4 protein-coding genes are annotated in these 2919 nt (G+C 44.6%); 1 reads left to right on the top strand and 3 read right to left on the bottom strand.

From position 1 onward, the window contains the following. Positions 1-85 precede the first annotated feature (85 nt). Positions 86-211 (bottom strand): hypothetical protein, encoded by a 126-nt coding sequence (locus tag O9332_RS26805; protein WP_288028090.1) that lies wholly within the window; start codon positions 209-211, stop codon positions 86-88. A gap of 284 nt (positions 212-495) precedes the next feature. Here O9332_RS26805 and O9332_RS26800 point away from each other — a divergent pair, with 284 nt between their 5' ends. Then, positions 496-1500 (top strand): sulfate/molybdate ABC transporter ATP-binding protein, encoded by a 1005-nt coding sequence (locus O9332_RS26800; protein ID WP_043999411.1) that lies wholly within the window; start codon positions 496-498, stop codon positions 1498-1500. A gap of 125 nt (positions 1501-1625) precedes the next feature. On the opposite strand, the gene O9332_RS26795 is transcribed toward O9332_RS26800, so the two are convergent. After that, on the bottom strand, positions 1626-1955 hold the full coding sequence (locus O9332_RS26795; protein ID WP_002762669.1) for a hypothetical protein: 330 nt from the start codon (positions 1953-1955) through the stop codon (positions 1626-1628). A gap of 55 nt (positions 1956-2010) precedes the next feature. Next, a complete protein-coding gene (locus O9332_RS26790; RefSeq protein ID WP_002762670.1) occupies positions 2011-2550 on the bottom strand; it encodes a pentapeptide repeat-containing protein in 540 nt (179 codons plus the stop codon). Positions 2551-2919: the final 369 nt, after the last annotated feature.

Raw genomic sequence — 2919 nt, 5'->3', positions numbered from 1 at the left:
CCAAGCTTTTCTGGTCGGAACCCCCTAAGCCGAGTTTTCAAGGTGCTGCGCCGTCCACTTGGTTTTCGAGACTGGCCTTTTAATTCTAACGTAAAGCCAACCTAGAACGGCGGGGTTTCAGACCCAAAATTTCCGATGAACCGCCAATTCCCGTTAATCCCACGACAATTCCGATAAAAAAGCTAAATATTGTCAATAAAGAATAGTCCATTTTTGCCTCAGTTGTCTCTTTTCTCCGGTGTGTTTCTGGTGGTTAAGAGACAAAATTAGTTAATTAAGCCTTTAGAACCGACTAAAAGAGCAAAAAAGAGTATTAGTAAGCTTTTATCGCTGTTTAATCTTTTAGTCTCTGTTTATAACCAGTAATCTCCCGAATCGAAACTTAATTTTCTTGCTATCTTGTAAAATGTAAGTGTATTTTAATACGATTGCGATTGAATCATGGTTAAAATACGGTCAAACCCTATACATTTTTTTGCCAGAGGATTAGCTACCGTGAGCATCATCATCGAGCGAGTATCGAAAAAATTCGGCACCTTTACTGCTTTAGACAACATCAACCTAGAGATCAAATCGAATCGTCTGGTGGCACTGCTGGGGCCGTCCGGTTCAGGAAAAACCACTCTCCTGAGAGCGATCGCAGGATTAGAACCTCCCGACACAGGCAAAATTATCATCAATGGCAAAGACACAACCCATTTAAATGTCAGAAAAAGGAATATTGGCTTTGTTTTTCAGCATTATGCGCTTTTTAAACACCTGACGGTGCGTCAGAATATCGCTTTCGGTTTAAATATTCGCAAAGCTACCCCGAACTATATTCAAAAACGAGTGGACAATCTCTTGAGTTTAATTCAATTGCAGGGATTAGGCGATCGCTATCCGGCCCAACTATCCGGGGGTCAACGTCAACGGGTTGCCCTAGCCCGGGCCTTAGCGGTGGAACCGGAAGTATTATTATTAGATGAGCCTTTTGGGGCCTTGGATGCCAAAGTTAGAAAAGAGCTACGAGTTTGGTTGCGACAGTTACACGAGGAGGTTCATGTCACCAGTGTTTTTGTCACCCACGACCAGGAGGAAGCCATGGAAGTGGCCGACGAGATCGTAATTTTCAATGAGGGTAAAATCGAACAGGTGGGAACTCCCGATCAGGTGTACGATCATCCTGCCTCTGCTTTTGTGATGAGTTTTATCGGCCGGGTGAATGTTTTACCACCGACCTCGGCTGCACTATTCGAGCAGCTCGGAGGGGGTACTAACGGAGTCAAGATTTTCATTCGTCCCCACGACCTAGAAATTCTCTCTTCTCCCAATGGGTCTAGCATTGAGGCAAAAGTTGAGCGCATTATCCATCTGGGTTGGGCCATCGATGTGGAATTAATTCTACCCGATCGCTCTCTCCTGATTGCCCATCTGAATCGAGAACAACTGGATCAACTGCATCTCCAAGTCGGGGAGCAAGTTTATGTTCGTCCTCGGGATGCTCGCGTTTTTGCTTAAAAGTAAACGTTCCAAAACTCGATTAAATTCTGTGGTGCGATATAGAGTTTTTCTCCTTGTCCCAATAATAGACTTGTCGCACCCACAGCATCGCCATACATGGTGTGATCAGGTTCCGCACAAAGTCACAGGCACTCATCGTCATAGATACTATCGCGACTTACGGCATAGTCGGATAAAAGTGCGCTGCCTCGATCGTGACTACTTGCCCAATCCCGAAAAGCTTGCGCTCGTTCCGTCGGTGTTGCCGTCTCGTAAAAAGGTGTTTTTGGCTCTATCAGTTGTTTTAGCATTGTCTCCAAGAGAATTTCTACCTTTTCTGGTGATTGGTGGCTAATTCTTGCCAAAATCTCGGCAATTGCCTTTAAATCTTGCTGATGGGCTTTTTTAAAGTCTAGCAGCATTTCCGCTCCCTCCCCATCTAGCGATCGCTGAGAAAAAGGAGTAATTTCCATAGATATTGCTCTCCTTGAAAACCGCTAAAACTTGATTCTGCCATAAAAACTTTTTTTAGAATAGATTGGGATCGACACCGATCGCCCCTTCACCGTCCGCATCTTGCAGGTTAGCACCGTCTAACCGAGCATTAGTGAGATTGGCCTTCTCTAAGTCAGCTTTTTGCAGATTGGCGTTGGTTAAGTTTGCTCCTTGCAGGTTGGCTTTTTCTAAATCTGCACCTAAGAGATTGGCCCCGCTTAAATCGGCTCCCGCTAGGAGAGTTTTGCCGAGGTCGGCTCCCTGGAGATTAGTCCCTTTGAGGTTAGCACCCTGTAGGTTTGTTCTTTCTAGATCCGTTTGGCTGAGGTTTGCTCCTTCTAGATTGGCCCAGGACAGGTTTAAATCTTTGAGGCTAATTCCGTTAAAGTCACAACCGACACAGGCGTTAGTTTCCTGTAGTTTTTGCAGATTATCGGCGGCAGCTGGCTCGACCAGAGTAATTTTTGCCGGTGCGCCGCCAGTGGGGGTAACGGCCCTAGCGATGGCAGGGTGGAAGCAAGAAAAAACTGTGATTAGCAATAGACAGAAGGCTGTCAGTAGCTTCGGTTTCATCGTTTTTGATCTCCTTGAGTGATCTTTTTGAGTCTCTGTTTTCACTCTAGGCAATGGCTTTAATAAAAACAAATATTCTTTGTTTTCAAATCCATAAATTCCCTTTATGCAAAGCTGGGAAACCCCCTCGCCGTTCCATCACTTTTATTTATTAAAACGACAATTAAGAATATTTGCTTTTATGCTTGTCCCGTACCTAGGGCTTGCTGAATAAATCTAAAAACCTTGTTGGGTAAGACTTTTAGACTTTTTGTCAATCAAAAAGTACCAGTTGTGGGAGAGATAGGGGGAAAATTCTGGGACTTTTTCTCTGAAAATTAGGTAATTGACCAGATGAGAATCGGTAAAACCCTACACCCCACACCCCAC

It is taken from the genome of Microcystis sp. LE19-10.1B (assembly GCF_027530565.1).
Lineage (GTDB): Bacteria > Cyanobacteriota > Cyanobacteriia > Cyanobacteriales > Microcystaceae > Microcystis > Microcystis aeruginosa.
The sequence above is the reverse complement of the archived record's forward strand: the minus strand, read 5'-3'. Positions and strand labels throughout refer to the sequence as shown.